The sequence below is a fragment of the Aureimonas sp. SA4125 genome (assembly GCF_019973775.1).
Lineage (GTDB): Bacteria > Pseudomonadota > Alphaproteobacteria > Rhizobiales > Rhizobiaceae > Plantimonas.
This window is the reverse complement of the sequence record NZ_AP025032.1, coordinates 2,849,860-2,871,203: the sequence shown is the minus strand read 5'-3', so window position 1 is coordinate 2,871,203 and position 21,344 is coordinate 2,849,860. Positions and strand designations below refer to the sequence as shown.

The window sequence follows — 21,344 nt, the reverse complement described above, 5'->3', positions numbered from 1 at the left end:
ACTGATGCAAAGAACCACGGACGCTGCACGGGGTTTCCGCCTTCGCAGCGTCGCCGCGTTCGGACGTCCCGCTTACGTCTCTTCCGGCTGCCTTGCCAGCATCCTCGGGATGGCGGACAGCAGATCGGTCTGAGTGACGAGGCCAAGGATGCGACGGTCCTCATCGACGATCACGACCGAATGTGAGGTTCCGTCCGCCAGCTTCTCCATCAGACTGACGGCCGGGGCCGTGGGGGTGCTGATGACTGCCCTGGTCATGAGGTCTTCGACCGGACCTGTCCGCCGTGCGAGTTCCCGCAGGCCCACCGTTCCGGCGAGTCGCCCACTGCTGTCGATCACCGGCAACGTCCTGACGCCGTGGCTCAAGAGGAGAGAACAGGCTTCCTCCGCGTCTGCGATCGTGCCGACGGAGATCACGTCCCGGGACATGATGTCGGCGCAGGAAAAGTCGGTCTGCGTTCGGAGCAGAGAGCGCAGCTCGATGCGCCGCAGCAGCCTGTCGAGGTCCTGCGGGTCGATGTCGAACGTTTCCCCAAGGTCCGCCAGCGCCCCTTCGATGTCCTCCGCCCGGAAGCCGACCCTGACAGGCGGCGGCAGGTCGCCTGTGCCGTGCGTATTGGCCGGGGCCACCGCGGGAACGTGAGGGTAGGAGTGGGACGAGAACCTGTGGAAGAACAGGCCCAGGGCGACCAGCACGGCAGAGTTCAGGCAAACCGGAACGAACGCGAAGCCGTATCCCGCCGCTGCCACGGCGGGTCCGCCGATGACGGCTGTCAGCGCGGCCGCGCCCCCTGGTGGGTGAAGGCAGCGGGTCAGTGACATCGCTGCGATGGCGAGCGCGACCGCAAGTCCGATCGCGAGCATGGGATCGCTGACAAACTGACCGACGGCAATGCCGACAAGCGCGGAGATCGTGTTTCCGCCAATGATGGACCAGGGCTGCGCCAGGGGACTGGCCGGCACCGCGAACAGGAGGACGGCCGACGCGCCGATCGGCGCGACGATGAACGGCAGAACGGGATCCGATCCGAACACGAAGGAGGACAAGAGGCCTGTGGCGCAGATGCCGATCAAGGCTCCGATGCACGCGATGGCGCGATCCCTGAGGGTTGCGCCAGCGAGAATGGGGACGAAGAGACTGAACGGCTTGCGCACCGGAGGATCACCTCGGAGGCCTGGTGGGGGGGACATGCTGATCGGACACCTGCTGCGGACGAGGTCGCCACCGCTATGCCCAACCCGCAGATACATCAAGGTCAGGGCGTGCCTTCCCGAAGCCTCTCAGCACCATCGAGAGTGCCTACCAGCACGCCGGTCGGATGGGCCGGGCTCGACCGGAGCCAGGGGGAGCTGCCGCGCGAACGACATCGGCTTCGCACCGAACCTTTTCTCGCGCTGGATGAGGGGCTGGTCGCGCGACGGATCAGTCCCCACGACAAGTGGGCGCGCGTGCTTACGCTGACGGGCGAAGGCGAGAAACTGCTTTCGGAGATGCTGCCCGTGGTGATCGCCCTGCAGAAGGAGATCCTGGCGACCCGGTTCGGCGTGACCACCGCCGCCGCCGAGCGATGCCTTTCTGACAAGGAACAGTCCAGCTTCGCGTTGCTCGGCCTGGATCTCGGCGGCTTCAACGGCTCTCTCGTGCTCTCTCCCCGTCGTCTCAGTTCTCGCCCTCGACCTTCGTCTTGAGACCCGCCAGCGCCGTCTCGATATAGTCGGTCATCGCCGTCGTCGCGGCGGCGTCGTCCTGTTCGGGCGAGGGGAAATTGCCCGTATCGCCGCGGTAGAAGCGGCCGATCCACCTGACCGTGCTCTCGTCGCCCGCTTCGGTAACGGTGATCTTGGCCGTGTAGAAGGAGACGGGGAAGGCCGCGACATTCTCGCGCGAGAGGCGGAAGGAATAGACCCTTCGCTCGGCGCTGTAGCTGTCGAGGCTTTCGGTGATCGCGCCCTTTTCGAGCGTGAGGCTTCGCGTCGCGCCGCGTTCGGTGCCGCCCGTCGCCTCGGCCGATTTGATCGCCGGGTTCCATGCGGCGATGCCCGCGAAATCGCCGACGACGGCCCAGACCTTTTCGGCCGGCGCCGCGATGGTGATCGACTGATCCATCTTCTGCGGTGTCGGGCCATGCGCGCTCGCCGTGCCCGAAAAAGCGAGTGGTGTGAGGAGAGCTGCGAGAGTTGCAGTCGTGGCGAAAGCCAGGGCTCGAAACATGGATCAGTCCTTTCTTGGCGTGGCATGGCGCCCGCGCGGGAGCCGCGGCGCCCGCATCTTCTGAGTGGCTGCGGCTCGCGGCGCCGAGGCCGACTGTCCTGCCCGCCGGCTGAAGGAGGCGAGAGGCCGGGTGGCGATGGCCGGGATGAGGATGCGGCGCACGGCAGCGGGCCAACGAAAGGCCGAGAGATGCGCGGCGAGGAGCGCTGCGAACGCGAGGGCGGCGAAGATCGGATCGAGCGAGATGCGCACGCGCGCGATGCGGCTTCTGCCGGCATCCGCGATCGCCTTCTCGAGCGCCGGCCCCCTGTCGAGCGGCGCGTAGCCAAGACCGGCCTCCGCCGCCATCTCCACGAGATAGCTGCTGCGGACCGCGCTCAGATGTTCGATGCCGCTGAGGTCGGCTTCGCCGTAGGGATTGTTGCGCGGGTGAAATCCAGGTGCCAGGCTGGCGGTGGGCGGCGCCATGCCGACGCGCGAGCCGTGGATCATGTCGGTGACGCTGTAGAACCCAATCTCACGGCCGTCCTCGTCATATCGGGGAATTGGCGCCGGCTTCGGGCCGCCGACGCCGGCGATGACGCCGCCAATCGTCTTTTCGCTCCTGATCGCCCGTCTTCCCTCGTAGGGTAGCGGCGGTGCCTCGTGGCCGTCGGTGAGAAAGACGAGATCGGCCCCGAAGGATGCGGCGAGCGACACCGCGCTCTGCAGCCCGGCGGAGACCCGGCTATCGCCATCCCAGCCCATGCGCCAGTGGAGCGCCATGATCGCCTCGGCCATGGGGGCGAGGTTCCCGCAGACCTCGGCCGGTGAAAACAGCGGGAAACTGCGCCTTTCGGTAAAGATCGCAAGCCCCGCCCGGGAGCCGCAAGGCAGGTCTTTCAGGATGCGAACGACCTCCGCCTTGACGACGTCGAGGCGCGACGCCGGCTCGCCTGCAGCCTCGTAGTCCCGCACATTCATGCTGCCGGTGATATCGACCACGAACAGGAGATCGCGCAGCGACTCCTCGCGCACCATCTGCGGCCGCGCGAGCGCGACAATGACGCAGGCGGCGGCAAGGACGAGCCACCAGAGGGAGGCGGGACGTGCCGCGAGCCATTCGCGGGCAGAAGACGTCACGGCAGACCCCGCGGCAGGCCGGGCATGTCCGTCCAGATATTGCGCGGGCGCTCGCCGGGCTGCTCCTCCTGCACGGGACGCGGAAAGGTCCGCACGAGGCGGCTGGCCATGTCGAGATTGTACTTGGTATCCCAGCGCGCCGGATCGATCCGCAGCGCCGCGGCATAATCCTCCTGGGCGAGGCGCACGACCGGCGTGGCGCCCGTGATGTCGTTGTCCTCGATCAGGCGGAAAGCTGCCCGGAGCCGCGCATTGCCGAGGTCGTGGAAGAAATCGGCCTTGGCGGCCTCGTCGGAGGCAGCGTCCATGCGCGGCGCCAGGACCTCGGCCTCCTCGATCCGGTCGCGGTCGAAAAGGAATTTTGCCCGCGCGACGAGGAGCCGTGCGGAAGCGTCCTCGCCGATGGCGACGTCGCGGCCTGCGGCCAGCGCGCGGATGTCCTCGTTGACCGCCCGCTCGCGAAGGAGATCTGCCGCCGACCACGCGGCAAAGCCCGACACAGAGAGGAGCATCGCCAACAGCACGCCCGAAACCAGCACGTCGCGGCGCCTTGCAGTCAGGAGCTGCACCCGCAGGCGTCCTGGCGCCGGGCCCTGCCGGTGCCGGTCCGGGGAGGCGAGGGCGCTCATTGCCGGATACTCCCTTCGCGGGGAATGGCCGGACGCCCGGGCGACGGCTCGCGCCGGCGCAGCAGCGGCAGCGGCGCGGTGCTCTCGAAGGGGGCGTGCTCGAGCAGCTTGACGACGAGAAGCACGGCGATGGCGCCGAGCGCCGTCCAATAGGCGGCGGCGGCCAGTTCGAGCCTCGGAAGGCGTTCCACATAGGTCAGGGGCTTGGCCTCGAGGCGGTCGATCTCGGCGATGGCAGCGGCGACGGCATCGGGGCTTTCGGCCTCGAAGGCCCGATAGGGCACGCCGAGCGTCTGCAGGAACAGGTTGAGATGGCGTTCCGGACGGACCTGCGGCGTATCCTGCTCGCCGCGCGCGGGCGGCTCGAAAAGCCCTTTCGCGCCCTCCGAGCGCAGGAACAGCCAATAGAGGTTCACCGGCTCGCGGGCGATCATCTCGCGCAGTTGTGCCTGGACGTCGCGGCTGATGACACCGGCCCCGTCCGAGACGAGAATGACGGCGCGCGAAGCCGAGCCTGTCTCGCGCCCAAACATGGCGACCGCCATGGCAAGGCCGCGCCCGACATTGGTCTGGGCAAGGCCCGGTTCGTCCATCGTGGCAAGCGCGGCCTCGACGAGGCCCTTTCTGTCCGTGAGGGGAACGGCCTGCATCGGCGCCGTCGAGAAGGTGGCGACGCCGATCCGGTCGCGCGGGCGGCTCCTGACGAAATCGAGGATCAGGCGCTTGGCCGCCGAGGCCTTGGCTTCCTGGGTGCCGTCGGGTCGGCGGTTCGCGAATGTGTTGTCCATGCTGCTCGACCGGTCGATGAGCAGCACGAGATGAGCGCCGACGCCGGTGCGCGCGATGATCTGGTCCGTGCGGTGGAGACCCGCGAGCGCGAGGACGAGGGCTGCGCAGGCGAGGCCGGTAAGGCCGCGGATCGCGAGATTCGCCGCCCGCGACGCGCCGTCGGCCGGGGTCAGGGCCGACCAGGGTGTCGGCGACACCGCGAGGACGGACAGGAGGAACGGCAAGATGGCCAGCGCCAGGAGCACGAGCACGAGAGGGCGATCGACCGCGAGGCCATCAAGAAAATGCGTCATGGCGCCCTCTCGATCGCGGCGAGGAGGCCGGCGAGGAGGACGATGTCGCGAGCGGGAAGGGCGGCTGCGGCGCCAGCGGGATCGTCGCTGAAATAGAGAAGACGGGAAGCGGCGAAGAAGCGGCCGAGATCTGCCGCCGCTTCCGCAAATCGCGGGTGCTCGCGGAGAAGGTTCGCGAGATCGTCCGCAAGAAGGCGGCGGCCGGCAGCGGCGTCGAGACCCCGGTGGAGCTCGAGGAGAGCAGCCCGGTAGGCATCGCGCGACGTCTGCGGCCGCAGACCGGCGATGTGTCTTGCGGCAAGGCCGAGAGGTCGGGGACGGCGTCTGCCGGTCGGCAACCAGCCGCGATAGGCGGCGAGCATGCCGAAAAGGGCAAGGCTTGCACCGACGGCGATACCGGTGCGCCATTGCGCGGGACGGGTATCCCCGACGACGAGGGCCGCGTCCGGCCGCATGGCTTGCGGCGAGCTGCGTTCGAGAATGGGGCGCAACGGCGAACTGATGAAGGAAAAGCCGGGCAGTGTCGCTTCGATCCGCGCGCCGTCCTCCTGCCGTCGAAACCCGATCGTCACCGGCGGGATGCGCAGCTCGCGCGGCTCCAGCGGAACGTAGAAGGTCTGGTAGCCCAGCATGACCTCGAAGCGCCGGCCGGAGCCCTTCCTCGCCGGCTCGATCGAAACGCGTTGGAGTTCCAGCCAGTAGTCGAGATCGCGCGGCCGCGGCCTCGACGCCAGATCGATGTCGAAACCGTCGGGCACCGTGATCGTCCCGGCATAGTCGAGCCTGTCTCCGACGAAATAGCCGACGGTGCGCGGCAAACGCGACTCGACCGTCGCCTCACCTGTCTCCTGCGCCAGCCCCGGCATCGGGATCGACAAGGCGATCGAGATCGCGAGAGCTGGCATCGCGCCGCGCCTCACGAGACGATACCCTGCGCGGCCAGTGCCTCGAAGAAGCCGTCCACGTCGATCTGGTCGACGATCTCGATCGGCGACAGGCCGTGCTGGGCGAAGGTCGATCGCACGGCAGACAGGTGACGCGACGATTCCTCTTGCCAGCGCGCGAGGGTGGCGCGACGGGTCAGGATCGTCCTTGAGCGCCCGGTCTCGGCGTCGCGAAGGCGCGCGAAGCCGAAGCGCTGCGGCGGGTTTTCCGCGAGGCTGTCGCGCAGGAGGATCGGCCGCACGTCGTGCAGCGAGAGATCGCCGAGAAGGCGCGCGAGATCGGCCGTCTCAAACTGGAAGTCGGAGACGAGAAAGACCAGCGTAGGCCGACGGGGAAGATTTTCGCGCGCGGTGTCGATGAGCGGGGCGATGCCTTGTCCGGCCGGGCGGCGCTCGCCCAGGGCGCGGCGCAATTCGCCGGGCAGGTCCGACCGCCGATTGGCCGGCACGGTCAAATCCGGCCCGGGGGGCGCCCCCGTGTTCGGACCGAGGGATGGCTCTGGGGTCTGGAAATGGCTCGGATCACGCGCCGCGCCGCCTGCGGCGATCAGGCCGAAACGGTCGCCGGAGCGGCGCACCATCCGGGCAAGGCCCGCCACGAGGAGGGAGGCGAGCGCGAAGCGGTCGACGCGGCCGACGAGACCCATCGAGGCCGACAGATCGAGAAGCGCGTAGACCGTCGCGCACGCCGGCTGGCGGAACCGGCGCACGAAGACGTTGCCGCCGGGGTCGCGGATGGTCGCTGACATATCGATGTGCCGTGGGTCGGGATGGTCGACGAGCGGCGCGAGGCCGTGAAAGCGGCCGTCGCCCCCGAGCCCGCCGCCGCGATGGCCGCCGATCCGGGCACTGCGGGTGCGCCGCGCCAGCCGGTAGCGCATGTCGGCGAAGGCGTCGATATCCTCGTCCATTCCCGCCGGGACCGGCATCGCGGGCTTCATGCCGGCGTCGGGATCGTCGCGAAGACGGCGGCGAAAAGCTCCGCGATCAGCGCTTCGCGGCGGATCTCGTAGATGGGCGCGAGGAAGATCCGGTGCGACATGACCGCCGCGAAGACGGCGCGGATGTCCTCCGGGACCACGCAGGATCGGCCTTCGAGCCAGGCGCGCACCCGCGCCGCACGCACCAGGGCCGAGATGCCGCGCGGGCTCGCGCCACCCTCGATGAGCCGGCTCGCCTCTGCGGAGGAAAGAACGATGCCGGCCTCGTGCGGCATGCGGATCGCGTTCCAGATGTCCGCGACATAGGTCTCGACGGCGTGGCTCGTGGAGATGCCGGTCTGAATGGCGCCGGCGACCGCATTCAGCTGGCGGTGATCGAGCACGCCCTCGTCGACCTCGAGCAGCAGGCGGTCGACGTCGTGAAAGCGCGGATCGAAGGCGAGACTGCGCCTGCTCTGCGCATCGCTGGGGGCGGCGATGGTGATTTCCATGAGGAAGCGGTCGCGCGCGGCGGCGGGCAGTTCGAAGGTCTCGTCGCGCTCGACCTTGTTGCGGTCGGCGAAGACCTGGAGGTGTGGAAACGCAAATTCCTGCCGGAACGCGGTGACCGTGCGCTCGGCCATCAGGCGCAGCAGCAGGGAGTGGACCTGCGGTCTCGCCCGGTTGATCTCGTTGAAGAAAAAGACGGCGAGGTCCTCGCCGTGCCGCAACACCGGACCGTGTTCCATGCGCGGGCGGCCGTCGTCGGCAATGTAGGAGGCGTAGATCATGTCGCTCGGCATCAGGTCGATCGTGCCCTCGATGCGCTCGTAGGGGCCGCCGAGCCCGCGCGCGACAGCGCGCAGCAGTGTCGTCTTGCCGACGCCGACATCGCCTTCGAGCAGGACGTGGCCGCGACAGAAGATGGCGATGGTCATGAGGCGCAGCGGCTCGGCCTGGCCGAGCACGACGTTGGAAATGGCGTTCTCGAAGAGGAGGGCCCGCCCTCGCCATTCGTCGAGCTGAATGTCATTTCGAGACAGCATGTCGAATTCCTCGCGCCTGGCGCGTCCGCTCTCGCGCGTGCGCCGCCGACTCCCCACAGGACAAGCCGCGAGGTCGTTTGCCGAGCAGACCCGCGACGGGAGAGACCGATCGCCTCCGGTCCGACAGGAAGGCCTGCGCCGGCCCCGACGAGAGGCCCGACCAGCGTCGGAGGGCGGGTGACGACGAGTGGAGACGCTGGCCCGGGCGACTGCCGCGACAGCTGGGAAGGCCGCCGGGACATCCTTGGGAGATTTGTCGCGCGGAACCAGCGTCCCCCATCCCTATTCGGCCGCGGTTGACGCCGGGGTCGCTTCGGGAGTTGCGGCAGATCCGATCTTGGAGACGTCGAAGACGAATTCGCCCGTCGCGGCGAAATGCTCCACGCGCTGCTTGTTGCGCGCCTCCATTCCGGAGATCGATTCCATCTGCTTGTTCAATTCCATCGGGTCGTGCTGAGGATCGTATTCCGATCCGGCAACCTGCTCGGGATAGCCGGGCTTCGGCTCCCAACAATTGCCCGGCTCCTTGCAGACCGTGCCGTCATAGGCGATGGCGGACGGCATGGCGGCAAAGGTGGCGAGGGATAGTGCGAGCGCGGCGAGCGATGCGGTCGTTTTCATGATGATGTCCTCCCTGACGTGCTTGTTGAAAGCCGCTGCATGTCGCCCCGGCTCCATTCCCGGCGCATTGCCGCTCGGCGGCCTGCCGGTCTCCTGTCCGGCCGTGGCGGCCAGCGCCGCGGCCGAAGTCTGTCGCCCCAGGCGGTCAGGGCTTGCGCGGCCTTGCGGCTGGTTGCTCGTAGGGTTTGAAGGCTGCGCGCTGCTCGGCGGTGAGCCATGCCGCGGCATTCGGATCGCCGACATAGAGGTGCCGGATCCAGGCCATCGCCTTCAGCATCTCGTCCATGGTCAGGCTGCCATATTGCGGGCCCATCTGCCCCTGCGCACCGCCGAAGATCGTCTCGAAAAGGCCCTTGTCGGTCTCGTTCTTGGGATAGGTCCAGTAGGCGTCGTTGAGGCCGGGGCCGATCTTGCCCTCGCCGTAATGGCCGTGGCACCCCGAGCACGCCGTCAGGAATAGCTCCTCGCCCTCGGGCAGGAGAGCCGCGTTCTCGTTGTAGATATTGGTTCCCGACTGGAGGAAGGTCTCCACGGCAGCCGTGTCGCGGCCTTCCTCCATGGCGAAGCCGAGATCCAGGGGGGACCCGTCGACGGTGTTGTAGAGCTGGATATTGGCGGCGGCGCCAAAGGCGAAGGCGCAGACGGCGGCTATCGAGACGAGGGGAATGAAACGCTTCATGTCTTGCTGTCGTCCTTCGGCAATCAGCTGCTGGCCGGCAGGAGGGGGATGCCCTCCTCGGTGAGGATCGCCTCGATGGCGGGGGCGGCCTTGGAAAGGCCCTCGTTGACCGCCTCGAGAAGCGCGTCGTCGCCTTTGCGCACGCCGATCGCCTGATCGTATTGCAGCGGCAGCGTGATGCCGTTCTTCTGTTCCAGGGCGTTCTCGATGAGGGTCAGCTTCAGCGCCCCCTTAGAGTCCTTGACGTAGCGGGCGACCTCGGGCGCGAAGGCGATCGCGAGATCCGCCTGGCCGCCTGAAACCTCGGAGACGATCCGCGCGGGCGGCACTTCCGAATACTGGTTCCGGCGCGACTTGAAGTCGACGAGCGAATAGAGATAAGCGAGGTTGTCCTCGTACTTGCCGGCATATTTCAGGATGGTTTCGGCCGGCGAATGCAGCCGCATCGAAAAGCGCCTCATGCCGTTCGAGTCGACATCCTGCCAGCGCGTGCCGGTGAAGCCGTCCTTGGTCTCGGAGACGAAGGCGTAGCCGGTGCGGTAGTAGGACTTCGACGTCAGGACGCGTTCGTCCCCCGCATCGAGACCGAGCACCACGTCGCAGGACTTCTTCTCCAGGAAATCTCGGACGAGGTAGATGGCATTCTTGTCCGTCCAGACGAACTCGGCCTTGCGGCCCATGCCCTCGGCAAGGGCCACGCCGATCCGGTTCTCGAAGCCTGAACCATCGGCGGCGGAGAAGGGGGCCTCGTTCTGCGAGGCGCAGATCTTCAGCACGTCGCTGGTGGAGGTGGGGCTCGGGCCGACCTTGGAGACGGTCTCGTCGAGACCGCCGGGCAGGGTCGCCGTCTGCGCCAGGGCGCCGGAGGTGGCGAAGATTGCGAGAGCCGCGCCGGCGAGGAGGGCCAGACGGCCGCTCGACCTGCCACGCGGCGAGGTGAAACCAGTGTTCGCGGTGATCATCGAACGGTATTCCTGAATAAAATGAGGGAGGCGGAGGGACCGCCGCTCGGCTCGTCGGCACGCGGTGTGGCGAAGGGGGGACATGCCGGCCGAAGCCGGCATGTCCTGTTCCGTTGGTCCGTCCCGATCAGGATGGGTCCTTGCCGGTCTCGAGCGCGGCGCGGTTGCCCGGCGTCGCAGGCGGAGGCGTGCCGATCTGCGGCTGGTATTCGCCGCGCTCGAGGTCCGAATAGGGACCTTCGCCGTTCAGCGAGAACACCATCACGCCGCCGCCCATCTGGGTGTAGTTGGCCAGCTGCTTGAAAGCTCCCACGGCGCCGAGGCCGGCCGTCGGGTCATTCAGGTCGAAGACGAGGCCGACACCCGGCCAGCCGCCGACGCCGTAGTAGATGGCGACGTACTGGATGCCGTCATGCTCGTAGGTCATCGGATGGCCGATGGCGCCGGAGGGCAGCTTGTACTTCCACAGGAGTTCGCCCGTGTCGGAATCGCGCGCCTTGATGAAGCCGTCGAGCGTGCCGTAGAACATGACGCCGCCGGCGGTGGCCAGCGTGCCGCCCCAGGCCGCGAAGCGCTCCATGACCTCCCACTTGAACTCGCCCTTGATCGCGTCATAGGCCTTGACCTGCCCGAGGCCGAGATAGTTCTGGCGATCGCCCTTCGGGCCCGGATACATGTTCAGCGTGGCCCCCACGAAGAACTGGCCCGCACGGTAGGGAAGCATGAAGGGCTCCCAGTCCATGCAGATGTGGTTGATGCCCATGTAGAAGAGCTTGCGGGCAGGATCGAAGGAATCGTGCCCCTGGTTGTGGTAGCCCATGGCCGAGGGACAGATGTCGCGGGCCGTGTGATCCATGCGCGTGCCGAATTCAGGATCGCGCTGGGGAAGTCCGGTCTTGAGATCGACCTGCGTGACCCAATTGACCGTGTCGTCGATCTTGTCGGCCGAGATCAGGTCGCCCTTCGTGCGATCGAGCGTGTAGACGATGCCATTGCGGTCCGGATGGGTCAGGAGCTTGCGCATCTTGCCCTCCTTGTCCTCCTGCTCGGAGAGCATCATGACGTTGACGCCGGCATAGTCCCACTCGTCATGCGGGGTCTTCTGGTAGCCGAAGGCCGCCATGCCGTCGTCGGGGTCGCGACCCCAGATGGTCATGGTCCACTTGTTGTCGCCCGGACGCATGGTCTCGTTCCACGGGGCCGGATTTCCCGAACCGTAGTAGAAGAGATCGACGTCGGGATCATAGGCGTACCAGCCCCAGTTGGTGCCGCCGCCGATCTTCCAGGCCTCGCCCTCCCAGGTCTTGGTGCCGAGGCCCTTCTGGCCGTATTGCGGATTTGCGTCGTTGAAGTTGCCGGCGAGGCGCACTTCCTCGTCCGGGCCTGTCGCATACGAGCGCCAGAGCTGTTCGCCCGACTTCACGTTGTAGCCGGTGACGTAGCCGCGGACGCCGAGCTCGGCGCCGGAGGAGCCGACCACGACGATGTCCTTCATCACGTAGGGGGCAATGGTCAGGGTCGAGCCGACCTTGATGTCGGAATTCTCCAGCTCCCAGCGCGTCACGCCGGTCTTCGCGTCCATCGCGACGATCTTGCCGTCGAGCTGCGTGCGGAAGACGAGCGGGCCGACCTCGTCGTCTCCCGGCCAGTAGGCGAGGCCGCGGTTGACGACGTCGCAGCAGGCAACGGCGCGGGCGGTCGGATCCTGGCGTGGCTTGTTTTGCCAGACGATCTTGCCGGGCTCGTCGAGATTGACCGCGAAGGTCGTGTTCGGAAACGGAGAGTGGATGTACATCATCCCGTCGACGACAAGGGGCGTGCCTTCGTGGCCGTGAAGGACGCCGGTGGAGAACGACCATGCCGAGCGCAGGTCCTTCACGTTCTCCTTGTTGATGGTCGTCATCGCGCTGAAGTTCTGCGCGTTGTAGTCGCGGCCGGTCATGACCCAATTGGCCGGGTCCTTCGCCAGCTCGACCAGTTTTTCGTTTGCCGACACGCTGAGCGTCGATCCCGCCAACAGTCCGCAAAACAATGCGACTCCGGACACAGTGGACAAATACTTTTTCATCGTTCCTCCCCTTGTGTGGTCGACCCACCTTTGTGGCGTGATCGAGCGGAATTACTGGTGCCCAACTGCGAAGTCACTGAATACAGGATGTATTCGGTAGTCGTGACGTTCTCACGCGGCGAAAACCCTGTCCATGGGAAGTCGATAGACATTGAACAGGGAAAAGTTCCCGAATATTCGGGAATATTGCCCGTCCATTGAGGTGACAAAACAACGATTTCCCCGGGAATTTTTGCATTGCAGCATTCAATTTGACAATAGTTTTGATTGATTTGCTTGCGCATGCATTGCAGTCTCGCGGCAAGCCGGAGAGACAGAACCCATGCAGGCCATATCCGACACACGGCCATCCGTTTGGCGGCGCGGCGCGGCCGCCAGTGCCGCCCTTTTGGGGGGTGTGTTCGTCGCTGCCTGCGACGACGCGCCCATTCCGCTCGCCGATGCGCGCGTCGCGGCGAAGGACATGCCGCGCTGGCAGGAGGTTTCCGATGCGATCTCGCCGGACGAGTGGCTCGCAGGGCTCGAATCCGGCAATCCGCGGCGACCGCCGGCCGATTCCGTCGCCCGCTTCGGAGGGTTGCTGGGTCTGGCGTCCAGCGCCTATGTCGAGACGCCGCGGATGATCGCCAACCGGCTCGTTCAGGCGCGCGACACGATCGCGGAGACCCCGGCGCTCGCGGGAGATGCGGATGCGACGCTCGAAAGCCTGTTTCGCCATCTGCTGTTCCGGGGGCGCGACGGCCAGAAGCTGCTGTTCGGCACCGTCGTTCACCACTATCTCAACCTTCGCCGCCAGGGCCTCGACGAGCAGGCCGCGGCCGAGCGTCGCATCCGAATTCGGGGCCGAGAGGCTCGTCGATGGGCGGTGAGCGCATCCACGACGCCCACCGGGCGGCGCGGCCACGCCGGCCGGCCTCGGGAGCCGCGTCTTGACCGCCGACGCGGCGATCCGGCCAATCGCTCGCGAGGAGGCGCCCTCTCGCAACGCCGTGCGGCTGAAACGGCGCATCGTGACCGGGCTGCTCTGCCTCAGCGTTCTCGTGTGGTTCACCGTGGCGATCGGAATGGTGGTCAATGCCCGGATCGCGACCAAGCAGGAGGTCGACGCGTCCTTCCAGATCGCCGCGCGCTTCATCGCCTCGCGAATCCCGCCGATCGAGGCCGCCGCGGCGCCCGCCGCCTTAAACGAGCTCATCGAGGAACTGGCGGACATGCGCCATGTCGCCGCCACCATCACCGAGGACGGCAGCGCGCAGCGTTCCTCGCTCGATGCGCGCGGCAGCCGGGACGCGGAGGAGGAGGAGGGGACGGCGCCGTCCTGGTTCGTCTGGCTCATCCGCGACGAGCCCCGCGTCGACACGTTCGAGCTGGACTTCGCGGACCGCCATCATGGCAGCATCCGGCTTGCCTCCGACGATACGGACGAAATCCTGGAGGTCTGGCTCGATTTCCGCTTCATCCTGCCGCTGACGATCGGTTATGCCGGCCTCATCCTTCTCATGTCGCTCTTTTCGATCGACCTCATCTTCGCGCGCCTGCGGCAGGTGACGCAGGCGCTCGACAGCCTGCGCGAGGGCAACTTGTCGGCGCGCGTGCCGGTAACCGGCTATGCCGAGTTCAGGCCGCTCGCAGACGGCGTCAACGAACTCGCCTCGCATCTTCTCGCCAAGCAGCGGGAAAATCACCAATTGGCGCTTCGGCTGCTCGTGGCGCAGGAGGACGAGCGTCGCCGCCTCGCCAACGATCTGCACGACGAGATGGGCCCCCATCTCTTCGGCATCCGAGCGACGGCTGGTTCGCTGAAGCGGCTTCTGCTGTCGACGGCGCCGCAGCAGGGCGAGGGCCTGAAGGAGGCGATCGCCTCGATCGACGAACAGGCGCGGACCATCCAGGAGATCGCCCGCCGCGTTCTGTCCGACCTGCGACCGATGTCGATCGCCAATGTCCCCTTGCGCGATACCGTTGGCGAGCTCGCGGCCGAGTTCGAGCGCATATCCCCCGGCATCGTCTTCGAGATCGACTGCCGCACCGAGAATTTCAGCTTCGGCGACGTGGTCGACCTTACCGTCTACCGTTTCGTCCAGGAAAGCGTGCTCAACGCCATCCGGCACGGCCAGGCGCGGCGCATCGCCTTGTCGCTTGCCTCCGACGACGTCCCGCACGGGGATCCGGCGGGGCTCCCGATGCTGGTGGTCGAGGTCGTAGACGATGGCGCCGGGCCGCCGCCGAAACCAGCCAAAGGCCTCGGTCTGCTCGGTATCGCCGAAAGAGTCGAGGCGCTGGGCGGTACCTGGTCGCCGCCCGCCCGCTCGGCGGGCGGCACCAGGACATCCATGCGGGTGCCCTGCGCCAGCGCCCGGCGCATTGACCCCGACCGGCCGGCAAGATCATGAGTGCGAACAGGAGACCGGCCCCGCGCCGAAGCGGCGGCGCGTCGCGCCGCACGAGCGGGACGAGGGGAGACAGGCATGTACACGCTGATCATCGACGACCATCCCATCGTCCTGCAGGGGTGCAAGCGCATCATCACGGCCTATGGCGCCTGCGACGTCGTGGGCGCCAGCACGCCGCTCGAAGGCTTCAGATCCTACCGCCGCCAGCGACCGGGAATGATCCTCCTCGATCTTTCCTTCGGCGCGAACGCCTTTGCGGGCCTCTCCTTTCTTCGCCGTCTGCGCAGCTTCGACCAAAGCACGCCCATCCTCGTCTTTTCCATGTATGACGACCCGATCGTCGTGCGGCGGGCGCTCAATCTTGGTGCCACGGGTTTCGTCCAGAAGGATGCCAGTCCCGAAGAGATCGGCGGGGCATACGAGGCAGTCAGCCAGGGGCGACCGTTCCTGTCGGCGAGCCTCGCGACCAAGGTCGCCTTTCTCAACCAGCCCTCGACCCAGGCCGCGAAGGGCTCCTTCTCCTCGCGGGAGTTGGAGATCATCGGCGCGCTCGCCGCCGGGCATTCCTACCAGGGCATCTCCGAGTCGCTCGGCATCAGCTACAAGACGGTCGCCAACATCTGCTCGACGCTCAAGGTGAAGCTCTCCGCCAAGGCATTGCCGGACCTCGTCTACAAATGCATCCGCCTCGTCGAGGCCCAGCGGTCCAGCAATCGGATGTGAACGAGGACCGCGATCGAGCGTCTGCCGGGGTGCAAAGGCGGCGACAGGGTCCTGGAAAGCTTCTGAAATGCCGTTCGCGGTCCAACAGCTCGTCGGACGGTGCCGGCGTCGGCCGAAACAGGCCAAGACGCCGTCACCGAGGCTCGGCTTGCCGCAGCCGCTGGGACCGGTCACGCCGATGATCTCTTCCGGCCGCGCGGCCAGCGACAGCTCCGAACACAGGCGATGACTGCCACGGGAGGCGGTGTTGGCCCGAGGTTGGACCACGGGCGCCTGACGCACCGGTCCATACGCCATACCCTGGCGCAGGGGCTCGGGCCTCGAGAAATGAAGAGAGGGAACTGATGAAGAAGGTCTGCTTGATCACCACGGGCGGCACCATTGCCTCCCGTGCCGCAAGCGTCGGCGGGGACGTCATCGCCGGCGATTCCGGGACCAGGTTGCGCGAGAGCCTCAACGATCCCCTCGACGGCATCGACCTCGTCGTCGACGACTTCTGCAGCGTCGGGAGCTTTGCCATCGACCTGGCGCTGGCCTTTGCGCTGACGGCGCGGATCCGTGCCCATCTTGCCGACAACCGATGCACGGGCGTCGTCGTCGCCCAAGGCACCGATACGATGGAGGAGAGCGCCTATCTGGCCGATCTTCTCGTTCCCGGCGACAACCCCATCGTCTTCACCGGGGCGCAACGCAACGCCGGCATGCCCGACACCGACGGACCTCGCAACCTCGCCGACGCGATCCGCCTCGCCGCATCGAGCGCGGCGCGGGGTCTTGGTGCTGTCATCTGCTTCGAGGGAGAAATCCACGCGGCGCGCGACGCCACCAAGACCCACACCTCGCGCACCGACACGTTCCGCTCCGGCGAGCATGGCAAGCTCGGCGAGGTCGACGATGGCACGGTGATCGTGCAGCGTCGCCCGGTGGGGCGAAGGGTCTTTGATCCGGCGGCGCTGGAAACCGAAGTCGAGCTGATCAAGCTGGTGATGGGCAGCACCGACCGCTATCTGCGCTTCGCCGCGGCCAGCGGAACCCGGGCCTTCGTGCTGGAGGCATTCGGCATCGGCAACACCCCGCCCGTGGTGACCGCCGCCGTGGCCGACGTGGTGGCGTCCGGCATTCCGGTCATCGTCACCTCGCGCTGTCCCCAGGGGCGGGTTCGCCCCGTCTACGGAAATGGCGGCGGCAAGGATCTCGAGCGGGCCGGTGCCATCTTCGCCGGCGATCTGAATGGTCCGAAGGCGCGCATCGCCGCCGCGGTCCTGCTGGGGCAAGGCCTTGCCGGCGACGACCTGCGGCGCGCCATTCAAAGCCTCGCGCCATGATCATCCGCGGGGTGACAGTGTGCCGAGGGGCGGCCCATCTGGCGTCGCGCCAGGCTCCCGCGCGCGACGTCCACGCTGGTGAGCGTCAAAACATCAGTCGACGAGTTCGCCCCAGCGACGGACGAGGTAGTTGTGCTCGTCCATGGTCGTGTTCCAGACGGCGATGTTGGACGCCCGGCTCCAATAGGCGCCGCCGCTGCGCACCGATCCCCTGACGATCGCCGTCGTGCCGTCCGGGTCGGGCAGATCCTCGCTCGCCGCGTGGCCAGCGTACCAGTAGGCCCATTCGGCCGGGGTGAGATGGGCGCGCACCCGTTCGACCACCGACATGTAGTAGCCCTGCCGCGCGACGACGGCACCGGGCCAGCCAGACAGCCACCAGTTGAGATACTCGTAGGCGGCGTCGCGCTGGCGTCCCTCCAGCCGACGTGACAGGCAAAGCCCCCCATGCCAGGCGCGATAGCCTTCGGACGGTACCGCCTGGCGGACACGAACGCCCTTGCGCTTCAACGCGGTGACGCTCGGGGACCACAGGCTGCCGACCGAAAAGCGCTTGGCCGTCATCATTTCGGTCGCTTCGGCTGCGGTGTTCCAAAAACAGGAGAAGTGGCCCTCGCGCTTCTTCAGGATCAGAAGGGACAGCAAGGCGTCGATCTCGCCGACCGTCAGATTGCCGATGTCCCTGAACTGCATCAGACCGGCCGCCTCGGCTGCCAGCGCCACGTCGAAAATGCCAATCGCCGGCTCGTTGACGATCGCCACCTGTCCATGCAGCGCGGGATCGAGCAGGCGCGCCCAGGATGTCATGCGCTGGGCACTGATGCCCGGCGCATCCTCGTCGAAGCCGAAGGAATCGAAATTGTGGACGGTCGGAAGCATCGAGATCCAGCGCGACGGATACGCCGACAGCGACTGGTCCGCCTGGACGTAGAGCTTCGTCACCGGCGCGTCGCCGTGACCGATGCGGGCGGATGGTCCGATCGTACCGGTGCGGGTCAGGCCCGACACTTCCCCCCAGAGCGGCACGCGCTCGGTGTCGATCGCCTGGATGGCGCGCCAGTATCAGACGATATCGAGATTGTGGAAGCACTGGTCGTAGACGTCGTAGTCGTCCGGCGCGCGGGCCGCCTTGCGTTGGGCGCTGAGAAAGTCTCGGTTCTCGAAAACCAGGCCGATGCCGAGATCGGCCTCTGCGCGCAGCCGAAGCTGTTCGAGCAAGGTGATTTCCGTCCCGAGCACGCGGATGACGGGCTTGCCCTCGAGGTGAAGGGCGGGGGTCGCCAGCGTCTTGCGACGCGATTTTGCGATGGGGCGAATCTGCTGGTCCACGTCGATGCCGTCTACGCCGACATCGCGATGTCGCCCTTTGCCGGCAGGGCTGGCGGTGCGAGAGCGGCGAAGGCGGCCAGGGAGGCGCGGATGGCGCTTTCCTCAATTCCGTCGACGATGAAGACGAGACGCGAGCTGCGATCCACGCTCGGCCATTGCGCCATGTGCACCGGCGGATGGACGAGGTGCTGAACGCCGTGCACGGCGACGGGCCGCGTTTCGCCGACGAGATTGAGGATCGCCTTGACCCGCAGCACGCTTTTGCCATGGCGGTTCAGGAGCATCGTCAGCCAGATGCCGAAGGTGGTCCAGTCGAGCGGCTCGGCGATGGTGAGTGCCAAGGCCCGGATGCTGTCGCCATGACGGTTCGGGTCGTGATCATGGTGGGTGTGGCCGAGTTCGTTGTCCGTCACCGCCGCGTGGACATGATGGATTTCCCTCGTGTGATCCTGGTCGGTTGTCGCTGGGTTTGGTGTCTGGGATGCGGCATCCTCCGTCACGAGCCAGCCGGCAGTCCAGTCCGGGGCGTGGACATCGACGAGGGACGCTGCCGGGTTCATCGCGGCCAGACGCATCCGCAGGCTATGGGCATCGGCGGCCGGAACGAGATCGGTCTTGCTCAGCACGAGCCGGTCCGCACTGGCGATCTGGCGGGCGCATTCGGGATAACGCGCCAGCTGGCTTTCGGCATTCACCGCGTCGACCAGCGTCACCACGTTGCCGAGGGTGAAGTGGTGGCTGAGGACAGGGTCGGCCCGGACCGTGGACAGAATGGGGAAGGGATCGGCAAGGCCGGTGCTCTCGATCACCAGCCGGTCGAAGGTGGGGACGAGCCCCTGCTCGCGCTTGGAGAACAGGTCGCGGATCGCCGCCGACAGCTCGCCGCGGATGGTGCAGCAGACGCAGCCGGACTGCAGCAAGATCGTGGTCTCGTCGATCCGCTCGATGAGGTGGTGGTCGAGCCCGACCTCGCCGAACTCGTTGATCAAGACCGCCGCGCCCGCAAGCGAAGGGTCCTGCAGCAGCCGCCGCTGGCGTCGTCGACGCGGCGGGCGATGTCCGCCTTGTCGGTCAGAGGCGCCCGCTGGCGGTTCAGCAGGCCATAAGTGATGTTGTCACGCACGTTCAGGTGCGGAAACAGCGCAAAGTTTTGAAACACGAAGCCAATGCCGCGTTCGTGCGCCGGGGTTCCGTCAAGCCGATGGCCGTCGAAGCTGATCGATCCCGTTTCCGGCTCCTCGAAGCCTACAATCAAGCGCAGCAGCGTCGTCTTGCCAGAACCGCTGGCGCCAAGCAGCGAGACGTAGCTGTTGGCCGGAACGGAAAGATTGATGCCATGCACTGCGGCGATACCGCCGTAGGATTTCGACACGTTGGAAAGGGTCAGTACCGCAGTCATCCCGGGCCTTTCAGGGCGAGGCACGAGCCTCGGCGGTCATTTATTGAGGCAGGCTAACAGCCGTTTTTTCTGTATTCAATAGTCTTTTTGCTGTTAAATTTCCCACGTGCCGTGTTTGCCGGGTCGTCTGTGATGGAGTGATCATATTGTCGGCAGTCAGCCTGACCGAAATGTGCCAACAACGGCCATCCTTTTGCAGGTTCATTCCTGGACCAAAGCCGGGGCAAGGGGCTGAAAGCAGAGTTTTAGAAGCGAGTGTCAGGTGGCTGCTCCTCCAGTCCGCACAAAGGTCGCACACCTGCTAGCACTACTTTGGCAGGTTGATTGTCGAAGGCGAAGCGAGCGGTTCATTGCAATGAGGGCAACGTGCCGGCGGCGGTCTTGCGAAGACGTTGAGGATCGCCTGTCGGACAGCGGGCATGCTCGGTTGCGGCGGCGGACCCGAGACTCTTTTTTTTCCGTCCCGCTGCGGTGAGGCGGCGGGACTGGAGGAAGGCGTAGGCGATCATCGTCATCAGCGCGTGTCGGTGCAGTCCGGTCCATGATCGCCCTTCGAAGTGGTCGAGGCCGAGCTCCTCTTTGAGCTGCTGATGTGCCTGCTCACAGATCCACCGCGCCTTGATAGCTCCCGCAAGCGTTTTGATCGTCGCGTCGGCTGGCAAGTTCGAGAGGTAGTATTTGCGTTCGCCGGTCGAGCGATGCTCACCGACCAGCCAAACTTCTTCGCCCGGCAGATGCTGGTTGCCCATGTCGCGGATCCGCTGGGTCGGACCGTCGGCCACGCGCACTCGCAAAGCTGCGAAACGCGCCGCCAGCCGCCCTTTCGTGCCGCGCCGCCAACTGACCCTTTTCCATTGCTGCCCGGCCAGCAGCTTCTCGGCGGCGACGGACTTCGCATCGGGGATGTGGTGCTGCCGAGGCCGGCCATGTCCCGAGATTGGGAAGATCATCGCGACGTCAGCTGGATACACCTTCTGACGGCCGGGTATGCCGACCGCCCAGGATAGGCCGCGCTCGCTCAGCGCCTGGCGGAACGGCGCGCTCATGCCGTAGCCGGCATCAGCCAACACGCAGCCGAAGCGCACACCGGCGGCCCTTACCCTGTCGATTTCCTCGATAGCGATCTCCGGCTTGGTCAGGACGACCTGCCTCTCGACGGGCACCTTCGCCCGCGTCATGCGCTCCGGATCGCCGGTCCAGCTCTCAGGCAGGAATAGGCGCAGGCCAACCATCACCGGCACTTCACGCGACGCCAGCGTCACCGACACCAACGTCTGACAGTTCGCATTCTTACCCAGTGACGAGGCATATTGGGGCGCGACGCCGACCGAATGATAGCCCTTCTTCGGCATCGCCGTGTCGTCAATGACGAGGAAGGCACAGGCACCACCCACCAGCCGGTCGGCCTCGTTCAGCAGCGCCGACTCGAGCGGTGCGCTGTCCCATATCCCTGCCGCAACGAAATGGTGAAGCTGGTCATAGCCGGCTTCACCCGCACGAGCAGCCATCGGCTGCACGCTCTTGCGGTCACCGGGGCCGATCAAGCCAGCGATGTATTGCGGACACATCCTGCGCCGAGAGGGATGCGACAGCCCCGCCAAAAACGGTTCGAGCCACCGCTCCAAATCGCTTCGCCAGCCATCGTCCACCGTCATCGCGCGTCATTCCGGTCAGCCCATCATGACATCCGAATCAACGATGATGCCACTCGGTTCCTCCAACCTGCCAAAGTAGTGCTAGGCGTTGTGATCAATTTTCGATCATCGTATGCATTATGCATTTTTAATTTTACGGTACGTGCGTTGCGCATGTTAAGCCGGGCGATCATGCTCCGCCGGAGGACCGATGGCGAAGGAATCCGCACATTTCTCCCTTCCGCGTCGCTACGAG

20 protein-coding genes and 1 pseudogene are annotated in these 21,344 nt (G+C 66.4%); 4 read left to right on the top strand and 17 right to left on the bottom strand.

Going from position 1 to position 21,344, the window contains the following annotated elements; genetic code table 11:
- Positions 1-72: 72 nt before the first annotated feature.
- Entirely contained in the window at positions 73-1,191 is a 1,119-nt protein-coding gene (locus Sa4125_RS13520) for an HPP family protein (protein ID WP_224007796.1), read from the bottom strand.
- A 105-nt stretch (positions 1,192-1,296) separates the two neighbouring features.
- Between Sa4125_RS13520 and Sa4125_RS13515 the strand changes: the two genes are divergently transcribed.
- The gene (locus Sa4125_RS13515; RefSeq protein ID WP_223998573.1) at positions 1,297-1,689 is read left to right on the top strand and encodes a MarR family winged helix-turn-helix transcriptional regulator; all 393 of its coding nucleotides are present in this window, start codon (positions 1,297-1,299) and stop codon (positions 1,687-1,689) included.
- On the opposite strand, the gene Sa4125_RS13510 is transcribed toward Sa4125_RS13515, so the two are convergent.
- From Sa4125_RS13510 to Sa4125_RS13455, 12 genes are all read right to left on the bottom strand, one after another.
- On the bottom strand, positions 1,661-2,212 hold the full coding sequence (locus Sa4125_RS13510; protein WP_223998572.1) for an SRPBCC family protein: 552 nt from the start codon (positions 2,210-2,212) through the stop codon (positions 1,661-1,663). The two genes, Sa4125_RS13515 and Sa4125_RS13510, sit on opposite strands and share 29 nt — an antisense overlap.
- Before the next feature lie 3 nt (positions 2,213-2,215).
- Positions 2,216-3,334, bottom strand: coding sequence for a vWA domain-containing protein (locus Sa4125_RS13505; protein ID WP_223998571.1), 1,119 nt, complete (start codon positions 3,332-3,334; stop codon positions 2,216-2,218).
- Complete coding sequence (locus Sa4125_RS13500) at positions 3,331-3,963, bottom strand: hypothetical protein (RefSeq protein WP_223998570.1); 633 nt, start codon at positions 3,961-3,963, stop codon at positions 3,331-3,333. Before Sa4125_RS13500 ends, Sa4125_RS13505 begins: the two co-directional genes overlap by 4 nt.
- Positions 3,960-5,045: a vWA domain-containing protein gene (locus tag Sa4125_RS13495; RefSeq protein WP_223998569.1), complete on the bottom strand. Its 1,086-nt coding sequence runs from the start codon at positions 5,043-5,045 to the stop codon at positions 3,960-3,962. The genes Sa4125_RS13500 and Sa4125_RS13495 overlap by 4 nt, the downstream gene beginning before the upstream one ends.
- Positions 5,042-5,950 carry a nonribosomal peptide synthetase MxaA gene (locus Sa4125_RS13490; RefSeq protein WP_223998568.1) on the bottom strand — a complete coding sequence of 303 codons (909 nt, stop codon included), beginning with the start codon at positions 5,948-5,950 and terminating at the stop codon, positions 5,042-5,044. Before Sa4125_RS13490 ends, Sa4125_RS13495 begins: the two co-directional genes overlap by 4 nt.
- 11 nt (positions 5,951-5,961) lie before the next feature.
- Positions 5,962-6,930 (bottom strand): DUF58 domain-containing protein, encoded by a 969-nt coding sequence (locus Sa4125_RS13485; protein WP_223998567.1) that lies wholly within the window; start codon positions 6,928-6,930, stop codon positions 5,962-5,964.
- A complete protein-coding gene (locus Sa4125_RS13480) occupies positions 6,927-7,955 on the bottom strand; it encodes a MoxR family ATPase (RefSeq protein WP_223998566.1) in 1,029 nt (342 codons plus the stop codon). Before Sa4125_RS13480 ends, Sa4125_RS13485 begins: the two co-directional genes overlap by 4 nt.
- Before the next feature lie 282 nt (positions 7,956-8,237).
- The gene (locus Sa4125_RS13475) at positions 8,238-8,576 is read right to left on the bottom strand and encodes a methanol dehydrogenase [cytochrome c] subunit (RefSeq protein WP_223998565.1); all 339 of its coding nucleotides are present in this window, start codon (positions 8,574-8,576) and stop codon (positions 8,238-8,240) included.
- A 145-nt stretch (positions 8,577-8,721) separates the two neighbouring features.
- Positions 8,722-9,255, bottom strand: a complete 534-nt coding sequence (gene moxG / locus Sa4125_RS13470) for a cytochrome c(L), periplasmic (protein ID WP_223998564.1) — start codon at positions 9,253-9,255, stop codon at positions 8,722-8,724.
- Between the two features lie 23 nt (positions 9,256-9,278).
- Positions 9,279-10,217 (bottom strand): methanol oxidation system protein MoxJ, encoded by a 939-nt coding sequence (gene moxJ, locus Sa4125_RS13465; protein ID WP_223998563.1) that lies wholly within the window; start codon positions 10,215-10,217, stop codon positions 9,279-9,281.
- Between the two features lie 127 nt (positions 10,218-10,344).
- Entirely contained in the window at positions 10,345-12,285 is a 1,941-nt protein-coding gene (locus Sa4125_RS13460; RefSeq protein ID WP_223998562.1) for a methanol/ethanol family PQQ-dependent dehydrogenase, read from the bottom strand.
- Between the two features lie 73 nt (positions 12,286-12,358).
- Positions 12,359-13,057 (bottom strand): hypothetical protein, encoded by a 699-nt coding sequence (locus Sa4125_RS13455; protein WP_223998561.1) that lies wholly within the window; start codon positions 13,055-13,057, stop codon positions 12,359-12,361.
- 157 nt (positions 13,058-13,214) lie between these two features.
- Between Sa4125_RS13455 and Sa4125_RS13450 the strand changes: the two genes are divergently transcribed.
- The 3 genes from Sa4125_RS13450 to Sa4125_RS13440 all read left to right on the top strand — a co-directional run bounded on the left by Sa4125_RS13450 (position 13,215) and on the right by Sa4125_RS13440 (position 16,726).
- Positions 13,215-14,678: a histidine kinase gene (locus Sa4125_RS13450; RefSeq protein ID WP_223998560.1), complete on the top strand. Its 1,464-nt coding sequence runs from the start codon at positions 13,215-13,217 to the stop codon at positions 14,676-14,678.
- 75 nt (positions 14,679-14,753) lie between these two features.
- Positions 14,754-15,401 (top strand): response regulator transcription factor, encoded by a 648-nt coding sequence (locus tag Sa4125_RS13445; RefSeq protein ID WP_223998559.1) that lies wholly within the window; start codon positions 14,754-14,756, stop codon positions 15,399-15,401.
- 344 nt (positions 15,402-15,745) lie between these two features.
- The gene (locus tag Sa4125_RS13440) at positions 15,746-16,726 is read left to right on the top strand and encodes an asparaginase (RefSeq protein ID WP_223998558.1); all 981 of its coding nucleotides are present in this window, start codon (positions 15,746-15,748) and stop codon (positions 16,724-16,726) included.
- A 93-nt stretch (positions 16,727-16,819) separates the two neighbouring features.
- Here Sa4125_RS13440 and Sa4125_RS13435 read toward each other — a convergent pair.
- The 4 genes and pseudogenes from Sa4125_RS13435 to Sa4125_RS13420 all read right to left on the bottom strand — a co-directional run bounded on the left by Sa4125_RS13435 (position 16,820) and on the right by Sa4125_RS13420 (position 21,109).
- Positions 16,820-18,034 (bottom strand): annotated as a pseudogene (locus tag Sa4125_RS13435) (extracellular solute-binding protein).
- Positions 18,035-18,066: 32 nt separating this feature from the next.
- Entirely contained in the window at positions 18,067-19,044 is a 978-nt protein-coding gene (locus Sa4125_RS13430; protein WP_267461331.1) for a GTP-binding protein, read from the bottom strand.
- On the bottom strand, positions 19,041-19,454 hold the full coding sequence (locus tag Sa4125_RS13425; protein WP_223998557.1) for an ABC transporter ATP-binding protein: 414 nt from the start codon (positions 19,452-19,454) through the stop codon (positions 19,041-19,043). Before Sa4125_RS13425 ends, Sa4125_RS13430 begins: the two co-directional genes overlap by 4 nt.
- Before the next feature lie 347 nt (positions 19,455-19,801).
- On the bottom strand, positions 19,802-21,109 hold the full coding sequence (locus tag Sa4125_RS13420; protein WP_223998556.1) for an IS701 family transposase: 1,308 nt from the start codon (positions 21,107-21,109) through the stop codon (positions 19,802-19,804).
- Positions 21,110-21,344: the final 235 nt, after the last annotated feature.

Excerpts from the sequence above, each read along its gene's own strand:
- Sa4125_RS13475 (WP_223998565.1), bottom strand. The coding sequence starts at position 8,576 with ATGAAAACGACCGCATCGCTCGCCGCGCTCGCACTATCCCTCGCCACC.
- Sa4125_RS13485 (WP_223998567.1), bottom strand. The coding sequence starts at position 6,930 with ATGAAGCCCGCGATGCCGGTCCCGGCGGGAATGGACGAGGATATCGAC.
- Sa4125_RS13490 (WP_223998568.1), bottom strand. The coding sequence starts at position 5,950 with ATGCCAGCTCTCGCGATCTCGATCGCCTTGTCGATCCCGATGCCGGGG.
- Sa4125_RS13445 (WP_223998559.1), top strand. The coding sequence starts at position 14,754 with ATGTACACGCTGATCATCGACGACCATCCCATCGTCCTGCAGGGGTGC.
- Sa4125_RS13425 (WP_223998557.1), bottom strand. The coding sequence starts at position 19,454 with ATGACTGCGGTACTGACCCTTTCCAACGTGTCGAAATCCTACGGCGGT.
- Sa4125_RS13510 (WP_223998572.1), bottom strand. The coding sequence starts at position 2,212 with ATGTTTCGAGCCCTGGCTTTCGCCACGACTGCAACTCTCGCAGCTCTC.
- Sa4125_RS13495 (WP_223998569.1), bottom strand. The coding sequence starts at position 5,045 with ATGACGCATTTTCTTGATGGCCTCGCGGTCGATCGCCCTCTCGTGCTC.
- Sa4125_RS13500 (WP_223998570.1), bottom strand. The coding sequence starts at position 3,963 with ATGAGCGCCCTCGCCTCCCCGGACCGGCACCGGCAGGGCCCGGCGCCA.
- moxG (WP_223998564.1), bottom strand. The coding sequence starts at position 9,255 with ATGAAGCGTTTCATTCCCCTCGTCTCGATAGCCGCCGTCTGCGCCTTC.
- Sa4125_RS13480 (WP_223998566.1), bottom strand. The coding sequence starts at position 7,955 with ATGCTGTCTCGAAATGACATTCAGCTCGACGAATGGCGAGGGCGGGCC.
- Sa4125_RS13460 (WP_223998562.1), bottom strand. The coding sequence starts at position 12,285 with ATGAAAAAGTATTTGTCCACTGTGTCCGGAGTCGCATTGTTTTGCGGA.
- moxJ (WP_223998563.1), bottom strand. The coding sequence starts at position 10,217 with ATGATCACCGCGAACACTGGTTTCACCTCGCCGCGTGGCAGGTCGAGC.
- Sa4125_RS13440 (WP_223998558.1), top strand. The coding sequence starts at position 15,746 with ATGAAGAAGGTCTGCTTGATCACCACGGGCGGCACCATTGCCTCCCGT.
- Sa4125_RS13520 (WP_224007796.1), bottom strand. The coding sequence starts at position 1,191 with ATGTCCCCCCCACCAGGCCTCCGAGGTGATCCTCCGGTGCGCAAGCCG.
- Sa4125_RS13420 (WP_223998556.1), bottom strand. The coding sequence starts at position 21,109 with ATGACGGTGGACGATGGCTGGCGAAGCGATTTGGAGCGGTGGCTCGAA.